The organism is Solidesulfovibrio carbinoliphilus subsp. oakridgensis (assembly GCF_000177215.2).
GTDB lineage: Bacteria > Desulfobacterota > Desulfovibrionia > Desulfovibrionales > Desulfovibrionaceae > Solidesulfovibrio > Solidesulfovibrio carbinoliphilus.
Window position 1 is genome coordinate 3,486,446 of record NZ_CM001368.1, and the last position, 23,673, is coordinate 3,510,118.

Genomic DNA, 23,673 nt, shown 5'->3' on the forward strand with positions numbered 1-23,673 from the left:
GGACTCCTCAGCCCTGGCCGGCGGCCAGGGCCTGGTTGACGGCGGCGAGCAGGTCGTCCAGGCGCACGGGCTTGACCAGATAGCCGGCCGCTTCCGACGAACCGGCCCGGAAGTCCTCTTCCGACCCGTGGCCGGTCATGAAGATGAAGCGCATGCCGGGTCGCAGGCGCTGGAGCTTTTTTTTGAGATCCAGGCCCGAGAGGCCCGGCATCTTCATGTCGAGGACAGCCAGGTCGTAGGGGTTGGCCCGGACCAGCTCGGAAGCGGCGTCGCCGTCGGTGGCGAAATCCGCCTCGATGCCGCGCAGGGTCAGGCGTTCGGCCAGGGCCGAGACCAGTTCCGATTCGTCATCCACAAGCAATAGGCGCACGAGCCTCTCCTTTGGCCAGGGGGAAGGTCACGGTGAAGGTGGAGCCGTGGCCGAGCACGCTTTCGACGGCAAGGGTGCCGCCGAGTTCCTGCACCAGCCCGTAGGTGATGGACAGGCCGAGCCCGGTGCCCCCTTTTTTCTTTTTGGTCGAGAAAAACGGTTCAAAGATCCGTTTGACGTCGGCGGCCGGGATGCCGCAGCCGTTGTCGGCCACGCTGACGGCCACGGTCCCGGGTTCCGGCGCGAAGACGCGAAGGACCAGGTGGCCGCCGTCGTCCATGGCCTGGAAGGCGTTGTTGACGAGGTTTAAGAGGATCTGCTGGAGCTTGCCCCGGTCGGACTCGATGGCCGGCACGGCCGGGTCTGCCTCCACGTCCACCTGGATGCGGCGGTACTCGGCTTCCTTGGTCAGAAAGCTCAGGACTTCCTCGGCCACTTTTTGCAAGGACACGGCCTCGATGTGGACTTCGAGGTGCCGGGCGAAGGAGAGCAGGCGCTTGGTGATGGTGCCGGCCCGCTCGACCGACCCCAGGATCGAGTCCACCAGTCCGGACAGGCGTTCGGGCGTGGGCGGCTCCTTGCCGTAGCGGATGAGGTCCTGCATGAGCCCGGCTTTTTCGTTGATGATGGCCAGCGGGTTGTTGATCTCGTGGGCCACGCCGGCGGCCAGCCGGCCGATGGAGGCCATGCGGTTGGTGTGCTCCATCTGGTGCATGGTCTTGGCCCGGGTCTGGTCGGCGTGGAAGATCTTTTCCACCATGTAGGTGGCGACCCCGAGGATGACCACCAGGATGGCCAGCATGCTGGCGCCGAGAAAGCCGACCAGATCCAGGCGCATGGCGTACCAGGGCTTCATGAGTTCGGCCTGGCGCTTGACCACCATGAGGATAAGCGGCGTGCGCTCGATGTAGGCGTAGCCGATGATGAGCCCGCCCTCGGCCTCGGTCGTCGCGAAGACCTCGGTGCGCCCGGAGGGGGCCGGCACGGGCAGGGACAGGCGTTCAAACACCGAGCCGTGGGAACGGGACACGGTTTGCAGGATGCCGTCGTGGTTGACCAGGAAGGCGTCGCCGCTGCCGGACAGGTCGATGCTGGCCAGGATGTCGTTGATGCGCTGGGTGTCCACGGTGGCGCGCAGGACGAAGAAGCCGCCGTCCGGCCGCTCGGCCCTAACCGAGATGACCATGTGGGGGACGTTTCGGAAGCCGAGGAAGACGTCGCTGATGAAAAAGCCGGATTCCAGGGTCTTTTTGAACCACTCCTGGGAGGAATAGTCGATGCCGAGCAGGTCGTAGGGTCCGACGTAGGCGATCTGGCGGCCGGATTCGTCGATGACGCCGAGGTCCATGAAGCCGCCGAAGGCGGCCTTGAGGTCTTTTAAGAGCGTGGCCAGGCGCCCGGGGTTGGCCAGGGCGGTATCGGCCTCCTCGCGGGCGGCGAAGGTCAGGGCGGCCAGGCGCTCGTCCAGGAAATAGGACAGGGTGCGCCGGGTGTTGGACGTGGTGATGGCGGTGCGCTGGAGGTTTTCCTGGGTGACGGCCCGCTTGGTGACCCCGAAGTCGATGGCCGTCATGATGCAAAGCGGGGTCAGGGACACGGCGGCGAGCAAGGCCACCGACAGCCGCCACAGGCGGCGGTAGTTGAAAAGGCTCCGGTATGGTCCGCCCTCGGCGGTCCCGTCCCAGAACTCCGGGCGCAGGCGACGGAGAAAATCCATGGCCCCTTCCTTGTTTGCCGGCCGGCCCGGTCCGCGGCCCGCCAAAGGGGCCGCGGACCGGGCAAGGCGTTACTGGCCGGCCTTTTTGGCGCGCACCTTTTCGTTGGCCCGCTTGAGGGTATCGCTTAACTGTTCGATGTCCACGGGTTTTTGCAGGTAGGCGAAGGCGCCAAGGCGCATGCACTCGTCGCGGTCGGCCTCGGAGCCGTGGCCGGTCAGGATGATGATCTCGACGTCGGGCCTCGTGGCCTTGGTGCGCTTTAAGACCTCCAGGCCGTCGATGCCCGGCATCTTGAGGTCGAGGACCATCACCTCGGGCTCGTCGTCGGCCACCATCTCCAGGGCGGATTCGCCGTCAAAGACCACGTGGGAGCCGACCTCGCGCATGGACAGGCGCTCGGACAGGGTCTGGACGAATTCGCGCTCGTCGTCGACGAGCAAGACCCTGGTCGGCATCTCGAAGTCGGCCCGGCGGTAGATGTCGGTCTGGTAGTAGCCCTTGCCGACCTTGGTGACGATGTCGGAGACGCCGTCGATCTTGGTGGCGATGGAACGCAGCTCGTTTTCCAGGCGGTCGAGCAGCAGGACTTTCTTGTTGATGGTCAGGATGACCACGCCGTCCCTGGCGGACACGGCCACGTCGTGGCCCTTGCCCGTGATGGCGGTCTCGACCCGGGCGGCCAGGAGGAAATCGCGGGCCGTGCGGCGGGAGGCGTCGGTGACGCGCACGGCCGGATCGGCGGCGTGGCGGGTGATGAGCCCGGCCGCCTCGTCCACTCCGGTTTTGTCCATGGGCACGACGATGTCGTAGAGGGAGGGAGACCAGGGATCCTTGGTGTCCGCGACCAGGGCGGCCCACAGGGCCCGTTCCTCGTCCCCGCGCTCCAGGGCCTTTTGGGCCTCGCGGTCCGGGAGCCCGGCCTCCTCGGCGGCCGCGGCCCGGCGGAAGCCGGCGTCCGCGATCAGGCAGACGCGAAGGACGTGGGCGATTTCGCGCGGCGGCAAAAGGGCCGTGAAGCCGGCGAGGAGCATCCGGTCCTCTTCGGCCAGCCTGGTCGCCAGGGCCAGGCGCAACCAGGCGGCGGCGCGCTGTTTTTCGTGGGTGAACTTGTTGAAAACCGAAGTCTTGGCGGAAAAGGCCTTTTCGATCTTGTCCGCGCCAAGGCCCGAGAGCTTGGCGGCCAGGGCCACCAGCTCGGCGTCGCGCACGATGGGCAGGCCCGTGGCGTCGTGAAGGGCCGCGACCACCGATTGTTCCTTGCAAAACACGCCGCTGAAGATGGATATGACGGACATGGCGACTCCTTAGAGGTTCGGGCTTAGGCGCCGGGCAGACGGCACACGCTGGTCAGCGGGCAACTCTCGCCCGGGGCGTGCCAGGAATCCTTGTGCACGGTGCAAAGGGCCTGGGTCAGATCCGGATAGAGGTGGTCTTCGCCGATGTGTTCCAGAAGATGGGTCCGTTTCATGACGTCCATGACCGATTCCTTCACGCCGCACAGCGAGATGTCAAGACCGGCGCTGCGGACCCGGTCCACAAGCAGCGACAGGGCTTCCTCGCCCGAGGCGTCCATGTCGTTTATGCCGTCCGCGGCCAGGATGATGTGCTTGAGGCTTTTGCTCGCCTGCATCCGCTCGGTGATCTGGTCCTCGAGGAAGCTCGCGTTGGCGAAAAAGAGCGTGCCGTCGAACCGGACCACGGCCACGAACGGGCACTCGGCCAGCTTGAAGACCGAGGCGTCGCGGTAGGCGCTGTCCTCGGTCAGGGACAGGGAGGCCACGCGTGGCCGCATGCTCTTGTAGAGGAAGACCAGAAGCGACAGGGTGACGCCGACCATGATGCCCTTGTCCAGGTGCGGGGCAAAGGCCAGGGTGCAGAGAAAGGTCAGGATCGAGATGGCCCCGTCGTACCACTGGGCCTTCCAGGCGTGGACGAAGCCCGAGGCGTTTAAAAGTCCGATGACGGCCATCATGATGACCGCGGCCAGGACGCTCTGGGGCAGGTGGTAGAGGAGCGGGGTGAAGAAAAAGAGCGCGATGACCACGGTCGCGCTGGTAAAGACCGACGAGAAGCCGGTCATGGCCCCGGCTTGCAGGTTGACGGCCGAGCGGGAAAACGAGCCCGAGGCCGGATAGCTCTTGCCGACCGCGCCGAGGATGTTGGCCAGGCCCTGGCCGATCAGCTCCTGGTTGGGGTCCAGGCGCTGGCCGGTCTTGGCGGCCATGGCCTTGGCGATGGAGATGGCCTCCATGAAGCCCAGAAGCGAGATGATGGCGGCAAAGGGCAGCAGGCGCACGATGGCCTTGAGGTCGAGCTTGGGGATGGTGAAGGTCGGCAGGCCCGAGGGCACGACGCCGATCACCTGGCCGCCGCCGATCATGAGGAGCTTGTCGGTCTTAAGCGGCGAGTTGCCGACCTTTATTATCCAGGTGCGGCCGTCGGTCTTGGCCCCGGCCGGCAGTTCGCCCTTGTCGTAGAGGGCCAGGGTGCCGCCCTGGCCGGGCACGCCGGCCAGGAGGTAGTGGCGCAGCTTGTCCCGGAAGGCGGCGCTCTGTTGGGCGGCCTGGTCTTTTTCCAGGTCGAGCAGGGCGATGTCGTGTTCCACGGCCAGGATGGCGGCCGGGTCGTGGGCGGCCTTGGCCGCGTCCTCGCGTGGGGTCAGCTCGGCCCGTTTGGCGGCGATGGCCGGCAGGGCGGCGGCCGCCTTGTTGAAGGCCTCGATGTCGGCCACGACCGCGGGCGACTTGATGGCGCTCATATCCACCGTGGCGTTGTGCTCGAAACCCATGGCCCAGGACGCGACCGTGGTCAGGACAACGGCCACCAGGACGTTGGGGATGCGCGGGTTGAGCTTTTTGAGCCCGAACATGATGGCGAAGGCGGCCGCGCCCATGATGAAGGTGGTCCAGTCGGTGTGGTGCCAGGCTGCGGCCACCACCCGCATGATGGTCTCGTAGTAGTGCTCGGCGTCGTCGACGCTGACGCCGAACATCTTGGACAGCTGGGAGGAGGCGATGATCAGCGCGCCGGCGTTGGTGAAGCCGTTGACCACGGGGTGGGACAGGAAGTTGACCACCAGCCCCAGGCGCAGGACGCCGAGCGAGAACTGGAAGATGCCGACCAGCAGGGCCAGCAGGATGGCGTAGGCGATGTAGCCTTCCGAACCGGCCGTGGCCAGGGGGGCGAGCGAAGCCGAGGTCATGAGCGAGACGACCGCGACCGGGCCGGTGGCCAGCTGCCGGCTCGAACCGAAGAGCGCGGCCACCAGCGGCGGCAGGAAGGAGGCGTACAGGCCGTAATAGGGCGGCATGCCGGCCAGCTGGGCGTAGGCCATGGATTGGGGGATGAGCACGAGGGCCACGGTCAGGCCGGCGATGGCGTCGGCCCGGAGCGCGGCCATGTCGTAGCCCTTGAACCAGCCGAGGAAGGGAAAGATTCTCAGTAACATCAGCAACTCCCGTCACGTGGTTTGGCCAGCATCCTGCGGCAGGATGCGATCAGCTCGTCGAAAAGCGCCCCGGCGTCGTAGAGGTTGCAGGTCTTTAGGCGTAACAGACCGTCGACCATGGCAAAAAGGATCATGGCGGTTTCCCGGGGCGGAAACGCGCCCATGGAGCCGTCGTCCTGGCCGGCGCGCACCACCCGTTCGAAGATGTCGGTCAGGCAGTTGTAGATGGCCGCCAGATGGGACCGGCACTCGGAGTTGTCCTCGGCCAGCTGGTGGGGAAACTGGCGCTGGAGCAGCGTGAACTCGTGTTCCATGACCCCGGCCAGATGGAAGTAGAAGGTGACGGCCTCTTCCATCATTTCCAGGCCCGAGGCGAAGTCCCGGCCGGTGAAGGCGGCGTCGTACTCTTCGAGAATGCGGGTCTTGGCCTGCTCGAGGATGGCGATGAGCAGGCCTTCCTTGCTCTTGAAATGGTAAAAGATCGTGCCCTCGGCGGTCCCGGTCACCTTGCAGATGTCCTGCATGGTGGTATCCTGAAACCCCTTGTGGGCGAAAAGGACCGTGGCAGCGTACCGTATGGCTTCTTTTTTGGTCATGTGAAGGTCCGCACAAATCGACTGAGTACTCAGTCGGTTTTTGTTTTAGACCCCCGTCCGGGCCGGTGTCAAGAAAATCGGGGGTTTTTGTTTCGATTCGAAACATGCTGAAAAATATTTTTATTTTAATATGTTAAAAGAAAATTCCGGCGCTGCCGGGCCGTACGGTCCGGAAGAAATGGTTGCGGTGTTTCAGAAGGAACGGCGTGCCGGGGCGCCGGCAGTCGGCGGCAACGGGCCGGTCCGGCGGCCGGCCGGGACGGGGATCGTGGCCCGCAACGGGCAGGGTGGAGCGCAGCCCGGGCGCCTGGGACGGAGGGCCGGTCGCGGCGGCAGGGACGGCGGCAGGAGGCGGGCGGGTCCGCCCGGTCTTTTCTTTCCGGATGCACCCTTGTCGCGTTGACGCCGCCGGGGAGTTTGTCTACCGTATTCGTATGGATGAGTGCGCCGGGCTGATCGCTTTGCCGTCCGCCATCCCGCCAGGAGGCCTCGCCATGAAGCTGACCACCCGCAGCCGCTACGGAACCCGCATGATCCTGGACATGGCCTTAAACGACCAGGCCGGTCCGGTGCGCATCAAGGACATCGCCGCCCGCCAGGGCGTGTCCGTCAAATACCTGGAAAAGCTGGTGCGCGAGCTCAAGCAGGCCGGATTCGTCCGCAGCCGGCGCGGTCCGCGCGGCGGCCACGAGCTGGCCCGGCCCTTGGAGGAAATTTCGGTCGGGGCCATCGTCCGGGCCCTGGAGGGCGAATTCACCCTGGTCGAGTGCGACGGCGAGGCGGGAACCCCCTGTCCGCGCCAGGCCGACTGCCTGACCCGCGAGGTCTGGGCCGAGGCCTCCCGGGCCATGCACGAGAAACTCGACGCCATTACCCTGGCCGATCTGGTCGGCCGGAGCCGGGCCCGGAACGGGGGCGGGGACTGCGCCGGCTAGTGCTTCGCAATAGTGCTTGAACGCCCACGCCGTTTTGCCCTAGGGTGGCGAGTACAGTCGCGACAAAACGGAACAGTCGGGTGGGCGCATGGCCGGCACGGACACAAGCGTGGAACGCAGGCGCGTTCTGGTCGCCGAGGACGATCTGGCCTCGGGGGAGTCGTTGCGCCGCGAGCTCGTCCGGCTGGGCCACCAGCCGGTGGGGCCGGCCCCGGACGCGGCCACGGCTATGGACCTGGCCGTGCGGCTCGCCCCGGACATCGCCCTGGTCAGCATCCCGTTTCCGGACGTCGCCGCCGGCGTGGCCCTGGGCAAGGCCCTGGCCGGGCGGGGCATCCCGGTCGTCTTCGTGGCCGCCAGCCGGGACGGGGAAAGCCTTGCGGCCCTGGCCGAGGCCAGGCCCTACGGGCTGCTCCTCAAACCCCTCGATCCCTACCAGCTGGCCGTGTCCCTCGAAGGGGCGCTGCGGCTTCGGGCCGAGGAACAGCTGGCCGACCGGTGCCGCGACCTTTCGGAAAGCGAGCGCCGGTTTCGGGCCGTCTTCGAGCAGGCCGGCATCGGAGTCAACCGCCAGACCCCGGACGGCCGGTATCTCGAAGTCAACGAGCGGTTCGCCCGCATGGTGGGGCGGCCGGCCCTGGAACTGGTCGGCAGGGCCCATGCCGACATCTCCCATCCCGACGAGCGCGAAGGCGACCGGACCGCCCTGGCCGGGCTGTTGGCCGGGCGCGAGGATTCCGTGGTCCGGGAAAAGCGCTACCTGCGGCCGGACGGGACCGAGGTGTGGGCCCGGGTCAACGTGACGGCCGTCCGGGACCCGGAGGGCCGTCCGGAATGCCTGCTCGCCGTGGCCGAGGACATCACCGACCGCCGCCGGACCGAGACCGAGCTCAATAACCAGCTTTCCTTCCAGCGAAGCCTCATGGACGCGGCCGTCAACCCCATCTACGTCCAGGACCCGGCCGGGCATTACGTCAGCCTCAACCGGGCCTTCGAGACCTTTCTCGGCGTGTCCATCCAAAGCGCCCTGGGGCTGACCGCCCGCGAGATCTTTTCCGAGGAGGTCGGGGAATTCCTGGCCGAAAAGGACCGGGAGATCCTGGAGACGGACGGGGTGCAGCAGTTCGAGATCGCCCTGGAGAACGCCTCGGGCCGGGAACGCCACCTGGTCCTCAACCGGGCCCGCTTCGACGACGCCGAGGGCCGGCCCCAGGGGATCGTCGGCGTGGCCACGGACGTGACCGACAGCAAGCGGGTGGAAAAGGACCTGCGCGACGAGCAGGAGGTCCTGCGCCGCATCCTCACCGGGGTCCAGGCCGGCATCTTCATCATCGACCCCAAGACCCGGATCATCGAGGACGTCAATCCCGTGGCCGAGGAACTGTGCGGCCAAAGCCGCGAACAGCTCCTCGGCAAGTCCTGCGGGGTCATCGACTGGAGCGACCAGGGCGGCCGCCGCATTACGGCCTGCGTCCTGGCCGAGCGCAACCTGGTCAACGAGGAGATGCGGCTGACCCGGCCGGACGGCCGCACCGTGCCGATTATAAAGACCGTGGTCGCGGCCATGCGCCGGGGCAAGCTCAAGCTTTTCGAGATCGTCTTCGACATCAGCGAGCGAAAGACCCTGGAACGCCAGCTGGCCGTGGCCCAGAAGCTCGAGAGCGTGGGCGAGCTGGCCGCCGGCATCGCCCACGAGATCAACACCCCGACCCAGTACATCGGCGACAACCTCCATTTTCTGTCCACGGCTTTCGCGGGCCTCGCCGCCGCTTTGGAAAAGACCACGGCCCTAGCCGGGGAGCTGGCCCGGACGGCCGGCGACGCGGAGGCCGCCACGGCCATCGAGGCGGCCCGGCGCGAGGCCGACGTGGACTTTCTCCTGGACGAGGCCCCCCGGGCCCTGGAACAGTCCGTGGAAGGCGTGGCCCGGGTCACGGCCATCGTGTCGGCCATGAAGAAGTTCTCCCACCCCGGCGGCGAGGACAAGGTGGCGGTGGACATCAACGCGGCCGTGGAAAACACGGTCATCGTGGCCAAGAACGAGTGGAAGTACGTGGCCGACCTGTCGCTCGACCTCGACCGGACCCTGCCGCCGGTCTTCTGCCTGCCCGGCGATTTCAACCAGGTGCTCCTCAACATCCTGGTCAACGCCGCCCACGCCATTGCCGACAAGGTCAAGGGCACGGCCGAAAAGGGCGTCATCACCATCCGCACCGAGGCGGACGGCGAATTTTTGAAGCTGACCGTGGCCGACACCGGGGCCGGCATCCCGGAGGCGAACCGCCGCAAGATCTTCGACCCGTTTTTCACCACCAAGGAGGTGGGCAAGGGCACGGGCCAGGGCCTGGCCATCACCCACAACATCGTGGTGTCCAAGCACGGCGGATCCATCGATTTCGACAGCGAGGCCGGCCGGGGGACCACCTTTGTCGTGCGCGTGCCGTTTGGCGGGGGCGAAGGGGACGGCACGGCCGGCCTCGCCGCCGGGGAGGAGCCGTTGTGAAGACCCGGATACTGTTCGTCGACGACGAGCCGAACGTCCTGTCGGCCCTGCGCCGCATGTTCCACGACATGCGCGGCGAGTGGGACATGGCCTTTGCCTCGGACGGGGCGGCCGGCCTGGCCATGATCGCGGAGCAGCCCTTTGACGTGGTGGTGGCCGACATGCGGATGCCGGGCATGGACGGGGCCATGTTCCTGCGCGAGGCCCAGATCCGCAATCCCGGGGCCATCCGCATCGTGCTCTCGGGCCATTCCGACCGGGAGATGATCCTGCAGACCGTGCGCCCGGCCCACCAGTTCCTGCCCAAGCCCTGCCAGCCGGCCGAACTCAAGGCCGCCATCGCCAGGAGCCTTGGCCTGCGCGAGGTCTTTCTGGATGAGCGGGTGAAAAACGTGGTGGCCAGGCTCGACCGCCTGCCGACCGTGCCCCGGCTCTACGCGGCCCTGCTCGACCTCCTGTCCTGCGAGGACCCGTCCATGCGGGAGGTGGCGGGGCTCATCGCCCAGGATGTCGGCATGTCGGCCGGCATCCTCAAACTCGTCAATTCGGCCTTTTTCGGCCTGCGCACCCATGTGTCGAGCCCGGCCCACGCGGTCAACCTGCTCGGGCTCGAGGTCATAAAGGCCCTCGTTCTCGGCGTCGGACTCTTCGATCGGTTTCGCAAGGAGGATTTCCGGGACTTCGACCTGGAGAAGCTGTGGGCCCACAGCTTCGGCACGGGCCGGCTGGCCCGGCTGATCGCGGTCGGGGAGGGGGCCCCGGGCGCGATCCAGGAGCATTGCTACATCGCGGGCCTGCTCCATGATGTCGGCAAGCTCGTCATGGCCACCAATTTTCCGGACGCCTACCGCGAGGTCATCGCGGCCTGCCAGGAGGGGCGGGGCACCGTGCTCGACATGGAGCGGCAGGTCTTTGGCGCGTCCCACGCCGAGGTCGGGGCCTACCTGCTCGGCCTGTGGGGCGTGGACGATCCCGTGGTCCGGGCCGTGTACCTGCACCACGAGCCCGGCCGCGACCGGTGGGCCGGCTTTTCCCCGCTGCTGGCCGTGCACGTGGCCAACCGCTTCGAACACGAGCTGGTGGTCATCAGCCGGGGGTACGCGCTCAATCCCCTGGACGAGCTCTATCTGGCGGCTTCCGGGCTGTCGGAGCGCCTGCCGGCCTGGCGCGAGGCCTGCGCGGCCGAGGTGGCCAGGGGCCAGGCCGCGGGCGAGGCCTGAGCCCGGCCCTGCGACACAACGCACCATCGTGAGGGGGAATCCATGGAACTGACGGCGACGCGCGAAGGCTCGTGCCTGGTGGTGGAGGTGGGAGCGGCCGAAGTGGACCATACGGTCAGCGACGATTTCAAGGACATGGTGCTGGAGCGTTTTGCCGGTTCCTCGGCCGCGAACCTGCTGCTCGATCTCGGCCAGGTGGCCTTCATGGACAGCAAGGCCATCGGGGCCATGGTCTCGATCCGCAAGGCCGTCGCCAACCACGGCGGCCGGTTCGCCATCTGCAGCCTGCACCCGCATGTGGCGAAAGTGATCCGGGTGGTGACGCTCGGCACCATCTTCGACGTCTTCCCGGACAAGGCGGCGGCTCTTACCAGTCTGGCCGTCTGACCGACGACCGGCCTTCTCCCTCTCCTCCCCCGCCAGGGAGGGTCCGGGAGGGGCTTAGCCCCTCCCGGCCGCCGGAGGCATCTTCTCTTCTCTTTTCTTTTCCCCCTCAGAGACGGCGCAGGGCGGCCATGGCCAGGTCGTCGTGGAGGGTGCCCTTGCAAAAGGGCAGGGCGGTCTCGATGATTTCGCCGATCAGGTCCTTGGGCGACCGGTCCGGGCGCAGGAGCAGGCGCAGCCGCTCGTCCCCGAAAAACACCTTGTCCGGGGAGCGCAGCTCGGTCAGGCCGTCGGTGTAGAGAAAGAGCATGTCCCCGCGTCCGAAGGGCACGGTCTCGGCGGTCCAGGCGTAGTCCGCGATGATGCCGAGGGCCGGGCCGTGGGGCGCGATGTCGGCAAGCCCCCGGGGGCCGAGGATGAAGCTTGGGACGTGGCCGGCCGAGACCACGGACAGGATCGGGGCGGCCCGGTCGATGCGGGCCAGGACCAGGGTCACGAACATGTCGAGGTCCCCGCCGTCGAGCAGGGTGCACAGGAACCGGTTCAGCCGGCCGACGATCTCCTCGGGCGAGAGCCGGTCCTCGCGCAGGGACAGGAGCAGGCCCTTGCAGACAGCCATGAGCATGGCGGCCGAGGCGCCGTGCCCGGAGATGTCGGCCATGAGGATGTAGACGGCCCGGCCGTCGTCCCAGGCCTCGTAGAAATCCCCGCCCACCTGCTCCTGGGCCTGGTACACGGCCGCCGACTCGAACCCCGGGAAATCGAGGTCCTTGGGCAGGAGCTGGCGCTGGACGCAGCCGGCCAGGTAGCGTTCCCGGGAAAAAAGGGCGTTCTGGGACCGCAGTTCCCGGCCGAGGCTGGCGAGCTTCAGGTGCAGCGACAGCCGGGCCTCCAGCTCCTGGCGGTGGTAGGGCTTGGAGATGAAGTCGTTGGCCCCGGCCGAGAGGGCCTCGGCCCACTTGCGGCGGTCGGTCTCGGCCGAGAGAAAGACGATGGGCACGTCACGCATGGCGGGCAGGGCCCGGATGCGGCGGATGGCCTCGATGCCGTCCATGCCGGGCATCATGAGGTCAAGCAGGATCAGGTCCGGCCGGCCGGCCTCGGCCAGGGCCACGGCCGCGGCCCCGTCGGCGGCCTCCACGGTCTCGAAGCCGAAAAGCGCGACCACGTGCCGCTTGATCACTTCCCGGAAGATCGCATTGTCGTCGGCGATGAGCACTCGCGTCATGAAACCGCCTGTGTCCGCCCCGCTGTGGTTGCAGGCCGCCATGCCAGCCGGGGGGAAGGCCTCCGGCGGCCCAAGGCGGCGGCCCTTTGGAATCCCGCAAGAATGCGCCGCTGCCGGCTCGCCTTCCCCGGTCCCTTCCGAACGTCCTTCGCGGCGCCTGGGTCAGCGCGGCATGAGGACGTAGGCCTTGGCCGTGCCCTTCATGAGGCCGGCCTGGTGGGCGGCCTTGTCCCCGGGGCCGAGGTAGAGGTCGAAATGGTTGCCGCGCATGCAGCCCGTGTCCTGGGCCATGACGAAGCCCGTAAACCGCTCGGGCGACGGGCTCGAAAAGCCGGGCAGGTCGCCGTCCACCACCAACAGCGTGCCGTAGGGCACGAACCCCGGGTCCACGGCCACGCTGCAGTGGGGCGTCACCGGCACGCCCATGGCCCCGACCGGCGGGGTCTGGGAGGCCTTGAAATAGATGTAGCTCGGGTTGGCGGTCAGGTATTCCCGGATCTGGGCCGGGTTTTCCTCAAGGAAGCGGCGGATGCGCTGCATGCTCATCTCTTCCTCGGCGAAGCAGCCCCGGTTGACCATGATCCGGCCGACGCCGACGTAGCGGTGGCCGTTGTTGCCGTCGAAAAGCGCATAGACCGTGGAGCCGTCCTCCACGTAGCGCAGCTTGCCCGAGCCCTGGACGTGGAGGAAAAAGACCGCGATCGGGTCCTTGGCAAAGCCCAGTTCCAGGCCCCGGCCCTTGAGGGCCCCCTTGTAGTCGATGGCCTCGCGGCTGTGGGTTTTGGCCAGGCTGCCGGGATTGCGGTAGATGGGCCAGACGTAGGGCCCGTGCGCGGTGCGCGAGACCTCGATGGTCGGCTCGTAGTAGCCGGTCAGGAGCGTGTCGGACTCCAGGGGCGCCCATGTGAAATACTTGGAAAGAATACTCGGATCACGGTCGAGTTCCGGCAGGATGCGGCGGAAGGTGGAAAGCGACTGGTGGAGCTGGCCCCAGGTCAGCCGGGCTCCGGGCCGGTCCACGGCCAGGGCGCCGGCGGGCTTCCGGGCGGCGTAGGCGATGGACCGGTCCACGGCCGGGGCCAGGGAGGCGAAACTCGGGATCTGCTGGCTGGCCGGGGTGAGACGCCCGGGCCAGGGGCCGGCCGCCGTCGCCTGGGGGCCGGGCGGCAACGGCTGGCCGGTCGTGGCCGGCGCCGGGGGGGGGCCGGGCCGCACGGCCGGGGCTTCGGAGCGTTCCCGGTCGGCCACGCCGGCGCAACCGGCGACCAGGCACAGGGCGAACAGGCAGACAAACCCGGCCAGGAGCCGGCGGACGGAGGGGGTGGGGCGCTTCATGGCCCGGCTATAGCGCGGGGCCGGGGCGTTGGCAACGAAACCCGGCCCCCTGCCCGGTCCGCCGGACCGGGCTAGTAGTTGAGGATGCGATCCGCGGCCCGCATCTGGGCGTAGAGAAATTCCATGTTCGACAGCACGACCGGGGCTTTGGCTTCCACACCGTGGATGCCGAGGCACTTGCCTCAGGCGGCGAGCTTGCCCTCGCTGAGGCCAAAGAGCTTGGCCTGGGCGGCGATGGGGAAGGCGTCGCTGTCGCCCTGGCAGAGGTCCACGGCCGGCCCGTTCAGGAAGATGGTCACTTCCTCGCCCTTTTCGAGCAGGAAGTTGCCGAAGCGCACGGCGTTCCATTTGATTTCCGGGTCCGGGCTCGACAGGACGATCAGTATTTGCATTTTCGATTCCTCCGGCCCATTGCAATAGAAAAATTCGATAGCCAGGGCAATACCGAGTGGCGGCCGGAGGGAAGGCGCGGGGACGGGAGGGCGGCGCGCAGCGGGAACCCGCGTCGACGCGGGTTCCCGGGGCTGTTTCGCTTACGGCAGCGGATTGGTCCGGGCGTAGTGGAGCAGGTCTTCGTAGATCTGCTGGCAGGTGGCCACCGGCACGTCCGGGGCGAACAGGACCGTCGGCCGCTCGGTGGCGAACAGCTTGGCCCAGGGCTTGTTCTGGAGGTCGAGCCAGGCCCCGTAGCGGCCGTAGCTGATCACGCCCTGGACGGTCATGAGGCGCACCTCGAAGGATTCGTAGCCCATGGGGTCGGGCAGAACCGTCTGGGGCCGGCTTTCGTGGTAGGGCCCGGCCTGGGCGGAAAAGTAGAACCAGCCGCCGATCTGGATGTCCCCGAACCAGCGGTCCCCGTCCGGCAGCCTGTCCGTTTCCATGAGAAGCGTCCTGAAATCCTCGGCCATGCCCATCCTCCTTGGCGACTTGTGCCCCGGCTTGTAGCCCGGGGGGCCGGGCGGGTCAACGTCCGGACGGACCGGCCTTGGCCAGGAGGAACTTGAAGACCGAGGAGACGTAGCGACCGGACACCACGTCCGGCAGCGGAAAACGCGGCAAGGTCTCCTCGCCGATGGTCCCGGCCAGGGCCAGAAGCATCTGGCGGGACAGGGCGGCCAGGCCCGGCTCCAGGGTCTGCTCCCACAGGGCGGCGGCCGCCTCGGCCGGCAGGCCGGAAAGCAGGCAGACGAGCGGGCGGTTGGCGAAGATCCGGCAATTGCCCTCGAAGGACAGCGGACAAAGCCGCGTCCAGGCCGACAGGCAGTGCGGGCTGGCCTCGCCGTAGAGGGCGTTGAGGCGGGCCATTTCCCGGGAGGCCTCGGCCGCGTCCTCCATGACCGTCAGGCGCACTTCGCTTGGCAGGCCGATGTTCACGCGGTGGCTGACATGCACGGCCTCGGCCAGGGAGAGGGTCAACGGCCGGCGGCAGCATTGGGCGTGGTCCCGGCCGCACCGGGGCAGGCCCTTGGCCGCCAGGCGGGCGGTGGCCACGAGTCTGGCGTAGTCGTTTAAAAACGGGGCCAGATCGACCCGCCGGCCGGATTCGAGGCTCGGCTCGCGCACGGTCAGCCGGCCGGCCGCCTTGCCGTAGCGGCGGATCGTCCACCACTGGTCGAAATTGGCCGGCTTGGCCCGCAGGGGACGCAGCACCTTGGCGGCCAGCCTGTGGCCCAGGCCCCGGCGCAGGAGGTAGGCGTTTAAGACCGTGCCGGTGCGGCCGATGCCGTGGCGGCAGTGGATGAGGACCTTTTTGCCGAGGTAGACGGCCTCGTCGAGCCAGGCGAGGGCCCCTTCGAGGGCCGGCAGGTCCGGGGCCTTTTCGTCCGGGATCGGCAGGTAGCGGACCTCGAACCCGGAGGCGGCCTCGATGTCGTGGAGGTCGCAGAATTCGGCGCACAGGTTGAGGATGGCCGTCACCCCCTGTTCCTTCAGGGAATCGAGCTGCTCGTAGGACATGGGGGCGCCGCCGACGGCGATGTGGCCCGTCACCCAGGTCAGGGGGTAGGCGTGGAAGGTTGCCGGCATGGCCGGTCACCGGTCCGTGCGCGCCAGGAATCGGTCCACCCAGGCGTCGGCGTCGGCCTCGCCCGACAGGCGCATGTCGAGCAGGCGGGTGGCGGCCAGCAGGCAGCCGAGCATGGCCAGCCGCTTCTGGACCAGGTGCTCCGGCACCCGGGCGAGGGAAGCGTCGAGGAGGTCGCCCGAGGTCCTGACGGTGAAGCCGAAGTGGGTGAGGATGCGGCGCACGCAGGAAAGGCGCAGGGTGCGCTGCTCGTAGCCGGCCCCGCCGCCCTTGAACCGGAAATTGACGAAGTTCTGGCTTTCGGCCGGGCCGCACAGGGCGTCGACCACGGTGAAGTGGTAGCCGAAGCGGAGCATGACGTGGGCGTAGAGGTCGGAGACCACGGCATAGCTGGCCAGATGCTTGGAGTCGCTGGCGAAGATGCCGCCGCTGGTCTGGTCGAAGGCCGTGTCGTCGGTGATGGGCGGGCCCTCGGGCCAGGGGGTGTCGTCGGCGGCCAGGCCCGACCACAGGGCCCACATGGGCGCGCTTCGGATCTGGTCCGGGCGCAGTTCCTTGTCCTTGGCCGCGGACTCGAACACCCCGCCGCCGAGGTCCAGGAGGTACATGGTCATGGGCAGGTGGCTTTTGAGCTTTCTGGCCGAGGCCAGGCCGCGCGCCCCGGGGCCGACCAGGGAGAACATCTCGGTCACGGCCTTTTCATGGGCGAAGCGCACGATGTCGTGGAGGGATTTGACCCGGGAAGGCGCGAAGTCCGGGGAGGCCGGGTCGGTCAGGGTCAGGCCGGCGATGAGCGGCACCAGCCGGCCGAGGCGCTCGGCCACGGGCGAGCCCTCGCTCGGCCGGTTCTGGCGCGGCCGGGCCAGGAGCGAGGCCACCCGGCCGGGGTAGACGGCCCCGGCGTCGGCGTCCACGGTCACCACCGCGCCCTCGGCGAGGGCGTGGAAGGCGTCCTCGACGCCCGTGACCACGGGCAGGCCGAGCTCCCGGGCCACGGAGGCGAAATGTCCGGCCCGGCTGCCGGCGACGGCCACCACGGCGGCCAGCCGGTCGGCCGCCCGGGCCAGGGCCGGCGGCAGGGTCGGGGTCACGAGGACCGTGCCCGGGGGGATGTCCGCCACGTCGAGGACGGTGGCGGCAAAGCGCACGGTGCCGGCGGCCGCGCCGCCCGAGGCCCGGCCGCCGCCGACGACCAGGGGCGGGACGTCCGGCCGGGGCGGGGGAGCCACGGCGGGTGCGCCCTCCACGGCCATGGGCCGGGACTGGAGCACGGTGAGGGCGCCGGCCGGCCCAAGGACCCATTCCACGTCCTGGGGCGCCTCAAAGGCGTTTTCGAGGGCCAGTCCCAGGGCGGCCAGCTTCCGGGCCGCGGCCTCGGGCAGGACCGGAGCGTCCAGGGTGTGGCGGTCGAGGAGAATATGGGGCGGCCGGCGGGACAGGGCCAGGCGCTCGGGCGTGGTCGCCCCCCCGACCAGGTCCGCGCCGAGGCCCGGCACGGCATAGGCGGCCATGGGCGCGTCCTCGTCGGCGCTGTCGCGGGTGTAGAGCACCCCCGAGGCCACGGCCGGCACCATGGGCAGGAAAAGGACGGCCATGGGCGTTTCCTCGTCCGCATAGCCGGTCAGGACCCGGTAGGTGATGGCCTTGGCCGCGTACTTGCCGGCAACGACCCGGAGGTAGGCCGTGGCGGCCTCGTCCGGCGGAACGTCGAGGAGGCTCTCGTACTGGCCGGCGAAGGAGGCCCGGCCGTCCTCGGCCACGGCCGAGCTGCGGGCGGCCAGAAGGAGCGGCTCGCCGTCCGGGCCGACGGCCAGGGCCCGGGCGGCTTCGGCCAGCGGCCCGGCCACCTCGTCGGGGAGCCTGGCCCCGAGGATGAGCCGCCGGATCTCGGCGGCCGCCTCGGCCAGCTCGTTTGGCCGGGCCAGATCCACGCGCCGCAGCCACCGGTCGATTTTGGGGCGCAGCTCGCCTGCTTCGAGGAAATAGCGGAAGGCCCCGGTGGTGACCACGAATCCCGGCGGCACGGCCACCCGGCCAAGCCGGCCGGCCCGGGCCAGATTGGCGGCCTTGCCCCCGGCCCGGGCCGCGTCCCCGGCCACCTCGGGGAGCGGCACGACAAAGGGCGGGGCCATGTCCCCGGCCGGCACATCGAGCGCCATCTGGACGTAGAAATCCACCTTCTTGGCGTATTCCGGCAGGTCCAGGTGGTGGGCCGGGGAGAGCCTCGTGAGCCGGGCCACCATCTCCTCCACCGAGATCCGCAGCCGGCGGGCCAGATGGACGACCCGGGCCCAGTCCACGGCCGCCTGGCCGTAGTGGATGTCCTCGATGGCCGCGATCAGCTCCAGACAGGCGTCGTCAAAGCGCAAAAGCTCCCGAAAGGCGTTGTACTTCTCGCGAAGGAGCACGCCCGGGGCGAAAACCTGGTAGGTCCAGCGTCGAAAGAGTTCCTTGGAAAACACGAACAACCCGCTATCAGCCGTTTGGGGGGCCGGCAAGCGCCTCCTCGACCTTGCGCTCGAGCTCTTCCTTGTCGATGGGCTTCACGCAGTACTCGCAGGCCCCGAGCCGCACCGATTCCCGGGCCGTCTCCAGGGTGGGATAGCCCGTCAGCATGATGACCCGGGTGTCCGGGGACCGCTTCCTGATCTCCTCGAGCACTTCCACGCCGCTCATCTTCTTGAGTTTCATGTCGAGGATGGCCAGATCCGGCTTCTTTTTGGCCACATGGGCCAGGGCTTCCTCTTCCTCGGTAAACACGCCGACCGTGTGTCCCTTGCGTTCGAGGATGCGCTTTATGACCACGCCGGCGTCGATGACGTCGTCGAGCACGATGATTGCTGCCATGGGCGTTATCCCTCCACGGGACCGGCGGCCTCTTTGCCGCCGAGGGTTTCTTCATGGTCCAGGGGCAGGTCCACGGTGAAGACCGTGCCCGGCCCGGCCCCGTTCCCAGAATCGTCGGCCGGGAGGGCGGCGTCGAAAAATCCGGCCGGCACCGGGCTTGCCACCGTGATCGTGCCGCCGTGGTCCTTGATGATGCCAAAGGACACGGACAAGCCGAGCCCGGTGCCCTGGCCCACGGGCTTGGTGGTGAAAAAGGGGTCGAAGATGCGGCTCTGGTTGTCCGGGGAGATGCCGGGGCCCGTGTCCGCGAACCAGGCCGTGACCTTCTGCTCGGCGGCGAAAAGCCGCGAGCGGACAAGAAGCGTGCCGCCCTTCCTGTCCAGGGCGTCGCGGGCGTTGGCCAGCAGGTTGATCCAGACCTGCTTGAGCTTTTCCGGGTCGCCGTAAATGATGGGCATGCGTTCGTCGAGGTCCGTGGCAATGGCCGCCTGGTCCAGGGAAAAGGCGTGCCGCACCAGGGTGACGGCCTCCATGAGGGAATTGTTGAAACACATTTCGATCTTGGCGCTTTCGGCCTGCCGGGAGAACCCGAGCAAATCGGCCACGATTTTCCGGCAGACCTTGGCCTGTTTCTCGATGGTTTGCAAATCCACCAGGATCTGGCTGTCGGGCGGCACGTCCTCCTGGAGGAGCTGGGAGTAGCCGAGGATGACGCCAAGGGGGGTGTTGATCTCGTGGGCCACGCCCCCGGCCAGCTTGCCGAGGGACTCCATCTTCTGGGCCTGGATGAGCTGTTCCTGGAACTGCTTGAGCTGGGTGACGTCGCGGGCGGTGCGCAAAAGCCCGATGGCCCGGCCGGACGCGTCCGTGACCGGCACCCGGACCACGTGGAGCCAGACCGGGGCCCCGCCCCGGCGCAGCTGCACCTCGCGGTCGCTCGGGCGGCCGGAGGTCAGGACGAGCCTGTTTTCGCCGTGCATGGCCGCGCCTTCGTCGGCCGGGAAGACCTGCTCGTCCGTGGCCCCGACGATGGCCTGGGCGTCCCGGCCGACAAAGGTGGCAAAGGCCCGGTTGACGGCCAGGTAGGTCAGGCGCTCATCCAGAAGGCAGACGAGGTCCGGCGTGGCGTCGAGGATGGTGCGCAAAAGCCGCTCCTGGCGGGTGAGCACCCGCTCGGCCCGGCGCAGTTCGTCGAGGTGGGTCTTGAGCGACACGGCCATGACGTCGAAGGTCTCGGCCAGGTCCTGGATCTCGTCGCCCTTCTGCTCCCGGTAGACCGGGCAGGCCCGGCAGGAGTCCGGGCCGTCGCGATAGAGGTCCGGGGAGGCCGTCAGCCAGCAGCGGCGGTCGCGGTCGCCGTGGGCCGGGCAGGCGGCCTTGTCGCAGGCCATGATGGCCGAGCAGGCGTCCTCGGTCCGGGGGCCGGTGCGCAGGTCCAGGTTGCCCTTGACCACCTCCTCGGCGTGGATCTTCAAGCGGTTTATCCGCTCGGTGACCCGCCGGGCGAAGAGCGTCGACGGGGCCAGCGCCGCCACCATGGCCAGGGCCGAATAGAAGACGATCATGAGGGCCAGCCGGTCGGCCGCGGCCTCGGCCTTGGTGCGCGAGAGCCCGATGCGGGCCGTGCCGAAGGGCGTGCCCACGATGACCACCGGCGCGGCGAAGTCGTCGATCAGTTCCCGGCCGGTGTCGAGGAGCTGGATGTGGGGCGCGCCGCCGGCCGGGGCGTTGGCGTCGGTCAGCTCCACCGGAAAGCCGTCCCGGAAGGTGTGGACCAGCACCCGGCCGTCCCGGTCGAGGATGAAGGCGTAGACGATGTCGTCCACCTTCCTGAGCTCGTCGACCATGTTTTTGAGCCGCAAGAGATCCATGGACAGCATGGCGTCCGAGACCCGCATGGCCAGATTCTCGGACAGGACCAGGCCGCGCTTTCTGGTCTCGGCCTGGAGCGACTGGGCGGCCGCCCGCCAGGTCAGGTAGGCCAGCGGTATGCTCACGAGCCCGACGATGAGCACGATGCCGCAGTTGATCTTGGTCCGAAAGCTCAGGCGCGACAGGCTCGGAAAGCGCGGCAGGCAGGACAGGCCCGTCAGGCGGGCCAGCCGCGCCCCCGCCAGGCGCAGGAGGCGGGGGGGGCGGATCATTCGGCGTCCTCGATGACGTCGAGGCCGAGCTTTTCGGCCAGGGTCCGGACCGAGTCGTAATCGGCGTCCACGGCCGGGATGATGCCGCGCATGCCGGCGGTCCGCAGGATCCGCTCATGGTCCGGCCGGGACGCGTCCAGGGCGAACATGGCCTCGGCGATGCGGCCCGTGACCTCGGGCGGGAACCCGGCCCGGGCGGCGTAGACCCAGCCGGGGTAGGACTTGCTCTCGGCCAGGACCCGGATCTGGCCGAGGTCGATGGTGCCGCGCAGGATGTCCAGGGTGCCGTCGCGGATGGAACCCAGGTCGCAGGTCCCGGCGTAGACGGCCAGGACCACCTTCTCCTGCTTGCCGCCCGGGCCCGGGGCGAAGGTGATCTCCGCGAAGTCCCGGCGGCGGATGCCGTTGTCCAGGAATTCGCCCAGGGCATAGAGGTAGCCGCCGGCCGAGGACGGGTCCACGGCCATCCAGCGCTTGCCGCGGCAATCGGCCAGGGTCAGGAGGTTTTGGTTATCGCGGCGGCAGATGATCTGGCTGCGGAAGTCGGGCTTGCCCGAGGGCTCGATGATGCGGGCAAAGGCCCGGGCCCCGGAGCGGGCCATGCGGATGTAGGCAAAGGGGTTGGAAAAGGAGATGTCGATCTCGCCCCGGTCCACCATGCGGACGTGCTCCTCGAAGGTGTCGGGAAAGACCTGGCGCAGGGTCAGGCCGGCCGCCCGGCCGAGGTAGGCCAGGAGCAGACGGTGGCGTTCGTAGGAGACGGTGTGGGCGTACTGGGGCAGATAGGCGTAGGTGACGGCTTTGGACGGCAGGCGTCGGGCCGGCTCCTCCCGGCGCGACAGGTCCACGTGCCGGGCGTCCTCGTCCCGGCCGCAGCCGGCCAGGACCGGCAGCAGAAAAAGGCTCCCCAGAAAATCCCGTCGCCGCATGGTCCGCCCCTGTGCTTTGCCGGCCAAGGTTACGCCACTTCGGCCGGACTGGAAAGGGTGGGCCGGGTGGGCCCTCGAAATCCGCCGCTGCGGATTTCAAGAACAATACACTTGAATAGTTATATTTTCTGGAAAGATAGGGATATGTTCTTTGGGGGGACCCAGCCCTAGCCGAACGGGGAGGGGGGCAGGTCGGCGGGCGGGGCGTCCCGGCGGGCGGGCGGCTTGCGCAAGAGGCGCGAGAGCCCCCACTGGGCCAGGAGGTAGGCGGGGATGAAAAAGGCGGCCGGTCCGGCCGCTTCCCCGACCAGGGGCAGGGGCACGCCGGCAAAACGCCAGCCGGCCCAGGCCAGGACGGCGCAGGCCGGCCATAAAAGCGCCGCCGCCCGGCCGGCGGCCAGGGCCATGGCGTTGCCGTAGGCCTCCCGGGCCAGCCGGTTGGAGGCCTGGTAGGCGGTCTTGTCCCCGGCCTGCAAGGCCCGAAGCGACAGCTCGTGGTGCTTTCTGGTCTCGCCTTCCTCCCGCTCCCGCCGCGCCCGGTGGAGACGGGCAAGCCCGGCCACGCACAGGCGGCCGAGGACGGCCGCGGCCACGGCCAGGGTGGCCATGCCGCAGAGAAACCCGGCGGCCGGGTCGGGCACGAGCCGGAAGGGGGCCACGAGCAGGGCATCGCAGGCCAGGAAGATGTCGAGGAGGAGGGTGTCCATCATGAAAAAGGCTCCCCGTCCCGATACGACGGGAGGGGGAGCCGTGTCCAGACAGCGTCCGGCCTAGACGCCGGGCAGCTTGTAGTTGAAAAAGCCGGCCAGCAGGTAGCCCACGCCGACGTAGAGGGCCAGCACGATGAAAAGGCGCTTGAGCCACACGTCGGAGAAGTACTTGGAGGTCATGGGGCCGATGATCGAGCCGACGGCCACGCCGGCCAGCTCCAGGCCGATGAAGTGCCATTCGATGGGCGTTCCCTTGCCAAGCAGCGTGATGATGCTTGTGACCATGCCGACCAGCACGGCCAGGGCCGAGGTGCCGGCGGCCAGGTACATGGGCAGCTGGGTCACGCTGGTCAGGAACGGGACGAGCAGGAAGCCGCCGCCGACGCCGAGGAAGGCGGCCACGGCCGAGATGACCACGCCGCCGAGGAACGGGATCAGCGGATTGAACTTGAAGGGCACGCCGTAGAAGGTGAAGGCGCAGGTGGTCAGGGTGAACTGGTTTATATGCAGGCCGATGTTGGACGCGTCCACGGCCTCGCCGCTGCGCATCTTCTTGGCCGCGTCCTCGAAGGCGCGGGCGGCCTTTTTGGCGGTCTGCTTCTTGGACTGGCCGGCCGGGGTGGTCTCGTAGAAGAGCCAGGCGCCGAGCAAGAGGACGAACAGGCCGAAGTAGCCCTGGTAGGACTTGAAATCGAGCTTGCCGGCGGACAGTTCCTGGGCGCCCCAGGCGCCGATCAGGGAGCCGAGGCCGAGGCTGATGGCCAGGGGCAGGACGAGCCGCTTCATCTTCAGGTAGTTAAACGAGCTGATGGCGGCGGACAGGCCGACCAGGAACTGGTTGGAGGCCTTGATGGAGTCGGTGACGACCTTGCCGAGGTCGGGCGCGGTCTTCTTGAAGCCGCCGGCATAGGAGCCGAAGCCGAACACGCTCATGTGGCCGACGCCGGCCATGACGCCGCCGAAGGCGCCGACCGTGGAGAAGATCCAGCCGACCCACACGGCCCAGCAGAAGGCCAGGATGGGATTGACGACCGGGGCCCCGGGAATGCCGAGGAACCCCAGCGGCTTGGTCGGGTCGATCTGGCCCGGTTCGCCGCCCAGGGGGGCCTTGGCGATGGCGTCGGCCAGCTTGTCGGCAAAAGCCGGATGGGTCCACAGGGCCAGGACGATGAGGGCCATAAGCCCCAGGGGCAGGGTCAGCTTCCAGTGTTTCACCAGGGGCCTCCTTGGGTTGCGGGGGAAACGTCTGTTGCGGGTACGGGCCGCCCGGGTCTTGCGGATCG

At 68.4% G+C, this 23,673-nt stretch carries 20 protein-coding genes; 4 read left to right on the forward strand and 16 right to left on the reverse strand.

Going from position 1 to position 23,673, the window contains the following annotated elements; translation table 11 throughout:
* Positions 1–7: 7 nt before the first annotated feature.
* The 5 genes from DFW101_RS15265 to DFW101_RS15285 all read right to left on the reverse strand — a co-directional run bounded on the left by DFW101_RS15265 (position 8) and on the right by DFW101_RS15285 (position 6,132).
* The gene (locus tag DFW101_RS15265) at positions 8–370 is read right to left on the reverse strand and encodes a response regulator (protein WP_009182424.1); all 363 of its coding nucleotides are present in this window, start codon (positions 368–370) and stop codon (positions 8–10) included.
* Entirely contained in the window at positions 348–2,087 is a 1,740-nt protein-coding gene (locus DFW101_RS15270; RefSeq protein ID WP_009182425.1) for a sensor histidine kinase, read from the reverse strand. Before DFW101_RS15270 ends, DFW101_RS15265 begins: the two co-directional genes overlap by 23 nt.
* 69 nt (positions 2,088–2,156) lie before the next feature.
* On the reverse strand, positions 2,157–3,383 hold the full coding sequence (locus DFW101_RS15275; RefSeq protein WP_009182426.1) for a response regulator: 1,227 nt from the start codon (positions 3,381–3,383) through the stop codon (positions 2,157–2,159).
* Between the two features lie 23 nt (positions 3,384–3,406).
* On the reverse strand, positions 3,407–5,536 hold the full coding sequence (locus DFW101_RS15280) for a SulP family inorganic anion transporter (protein ID WP_009182427.1): 2,130 nt from the start codon (positions 5,534–5,536) through the stop codon (positions 3,407–3,409).
* On the reverse strand, positions 5,536–6,132 hold the full coding sequence (locus DFW101_RS15285) for a TetR/AcrR family transcriptional regulator (RefSeq protein ID WP_009182428.1): 597 nt from the start codon (positions 6,130–6,132) through the stop codon (positions 5,536–5,538). The genes DFW101_RS15280 and DFW101_RS15285 overlap by 1 nt, the downstream gene beginning before the upstream one ends.
* A 494-nt stretch (positions 6,133–6,626) precedes the next feature.
* Here DFW101_RS15285 and DFW101_RS15290 point away from each other — a divergent pair, with 494 nt between their 5' ends.
* The 4 genes from DFW101_RS15290 (at position 6,627) to DFW101_RS15305 (ending at position 11,177) form a co-directional block, all read left to right on the forward strand.
* Positions 6,627–7,067 carry an RrF2 family transcriptional regulator gene (locus DFW101_RS15290; protein WP_009182429.1) on the forward strand — a complete coding sequence of 147 codons (441 nt, stop codon included), beginning with the start codon at positions 6,627–6,629 and terminating at the stop codon, positions 7,065–7,067.
* A gap of 109 nt (positions 7,068–7,176) precedes the next feature.
* Positions 7,177–9,570, forward strand: coding sequence for a PAS domain S-box protein (locus DFW101_RS15295; RefSeq protein ID WP_232286079.1), 2,394 nt, complete (start codon positions 7,177–7,179; stop codon positions 9,568–9,570).
* Positions 9,567–10,790 carry a response regulator gene (locus DFW101_RS15300; protein ID WP_009182431.1) on the forward strand — a complete coding sequence of 408 codons (1,224 nt, stop codon included), beginning with the start codon at positions 9,567–9,569 and terminating at the stop codon, positions 10,788–10,790. The genes DFW101_RS15295 and DFW101_RS15300 overlap by 4 nt, the downstream gene beginning before the upstream one ends.
* Before the next feature lie 42 nt (positions 10,791–10,832).
* Positions 10,833–11,177 carry an STAS domain-containing protein gene (locus DFW101_RS15305; RefSeq protein WP_009182432.1) on the forward strand — a complete coding sequence of 115 codons (345 nt, stop codon included), beginning with the start codon at positions 10,833–10,835 and terminating at the stop codon, positions 11,175–11,177.
* Between the two features lie 106 nt (positions 11,178–11,283).
* Here the strand turns inward: DFW101_RS15305 and DFW101_RS15310 are convergent, their stop codons facing one another.
* The 11 genes from DFW101_RS15310 to DFW101_RS15360 all read right to left on the reverse strand — a co-directional run bounded on the left by DFW101_RS15310 (position 11,284) and on the right by DFW101_RS15360 (position 23,605).
* Positions 11,284–12,402, reverse strand: coding sequence for a PP2C family protein-serine/threonine phosphatase (locus tag DFW101_RS15310; protein WP_009182433.1), 1,119 nt, complete (start codon positions 12,400–12,402; stop codon positions 11,284–11,286).
* Positions 12,403–12,564: 162 nt separating this feature from the next.
* A complete protein-coding gene (locus tag DFW101_RS15315; protein WP_009182434.1) occupies positions 12,565–13,737 on the reverse strand; it encodes an MltA domain-containing protein in 1,173 nt (390 codons plus the stop codon).
* Between the two features lie 71 nt (positions 13,738–13,808).
* Positions 13,809–14,129: a DsrE family protein gene (locus DFW101_RS15320; protein ID WP_009182435.1), complete on the reverse strand. Its 321-nt coding sequence runs from the start codon at positions 14,127–14,129 to the stop codon at positions 13,809–13,811.
* 141 nt (positions 14,130–14,270) lie between these two features.
* On the reverse strand, positions 14,271–14,645 hold the full coding sequence (locus tag DFW101_RS15325; protein ID WP_009182436.1) for a hypothetical protein: 375 nt from the start codon (positions 14,643–14,645) through the stop codon (positions 14,271–14,273).
* Positions 14,646–14,700: 55 nt separating this feature from the next.
* Positions 14,701–15,762: a protein-tyrosine phosphatase family protein gene (locus tag DFW101_RS15330; protein ID WP_009182437.1), complete on the reverse strand. Its 1,062-nt coding sequence runs from the start codon at positions 15,760–15,762 to the stop codon at positions 14,701–14,703.
* Positions 15,763–15,768: 6 nt separating this feature from the next.
* Entirely contained in the window at positions 15,769–18,258 is a 2,490-nt protein-coding gene (locus tag DFW101_RS15335; RefSeq protein ID WP_009182438.1) for a PEP/pyruvate-binding domain-containing protein, read from the reverse strand.
* Complete coding sequence (locus DFW101_RS15340) at positions 18,236–18,607, reverse strand: response regulator (RefSeq protein WP_009182439.1); 372 nt, start codon at positions 18,605–18,607, stop codon at positions 18,236–18,238. Before DFW101_RS15340 ends, DFW101_RS15335 begins: the two co-directional genes overlap by 23 nt.
* A 5-nt stretch (positions 18,608–18,612) precedes the next feature.
* Positions 18,613–20,751 (reverse strand): ATP-binding protein, encoded by a 2,139-nt coding sequence (locus tag DFW101_RS15345; RefSeq protein WP_009182440.1) that lies wholly within the window; start codon positions 20,749–20,751, stop codon positions 18,613–18,615.
* Positions 20,748–21,680 carry a phosphate/phosphite/phosphonate ABC transporter substrate-binding protein gene (locus tag DFW101_RS15350; RefSeq protein ID WP_009182441.1) on the reverse strand — a complete coding sequence of 311 codons (933 nt, stop codon included), beginning with the start codon at positions 21,678–21,680 and terminating at the stop codon, positions 20,748–20,750. The genes DFW101_RS15345 and DFW101_RS15350 overlap by 4 nt, the downstream gene beginning before the upstream one ends.
* A 167-nt stretch (positions 21,681–21,847) precedes the next feature.
* On the reverse strand, positions 21,848–22,390 hold the full coding sequence (locus DFW101_RS15355) for a hypothetical protein (protein ID WP_009182442.1): 543 nt from the start codon (positions 22,388–22,390) through the stop codon (positions 21,848–21,850).
* Positions 22,391–22,450: 60 nt separating this feature from the next.
* On the reverse strand, positions 22,451–23,605 hold the full coding sequence (locus DFW101_RS15360) for a sulfite exporter TauE/SafE family protein (RefSeq protein ID WP_009182443.1): 1,155 nt from the start codon (positions 23,603–23,605) through the stop codon (positions 22,451–22,453).
* Between the last annotated feature and the right edge of the window lie 68 nt (positions 23,606–23,673).